We start from the raw sequence: 505 nt of genomic DNA on the forward strand, positions 1-505 counted from the left end.
GGTGTGGCCGCACTGCCGGAGGAAGGCGGTCACCTCTTCCGCGGCGGCCACCGTGAGGGTGTAGATGATCCCGGAACCCGGGAGTTCATGGAGGTGGTCGGCGAGCCAGGCCAGGCGGTGGGCGGCGTCCGGAAGCCGCAGAACGCCCAGGCTCAGGCTCTCCCGGTCCAGCGGCCCTCGCAGCACCAGGGTCTCGGCGGCCCCGTCGCCGGTGCCCAACTGGTCGGCGACATCGGAGGTGACCCGCGCGTTGGCCGTCGCGGTGGTGGCGAGCACGGGGACCCCGGGCGGCAGTTCCGTCAGCATGGTGCGCAGCCGACGGTAGTCCGGGCGGAAGTCATGGCCCCAGTCGGAGATGCAGTGGGCCTCGTCGACCACCAGCAGGCCCGTGGTCGCGGCCAGCTTGGGCAGCACCTGGTCGCGGAAGTCGGGGTTGTTGAGCCGCTCGGGGCTCACCAACAGCACGTCCACCTCCCCGGCGGCCACCTCCGCCTGAATGGCGTCC

Annotated in this window: 1 protein-coding gene; it reads right to left on the reverse strand. The window is 72.3% G+C overall.

What is annotated here, in order from left to right:
• The coding region (locus ACSNOK_RS33385; RefSeq protein ID WP_436784527.1) for a DEAD/DEAH box helicase at positions 1-505 on the reverse strand (505 nt) is incomplete at both ends.

Origin of the sequence: Streptomyces sp. URMC 126 (assembly GCF_051386555.1) — a bacterium.
GTDB lineage: Bacteria > Actinomycetota > Actinomycetes > Streptomycetales > Streptomycetaceae > Streptomyces.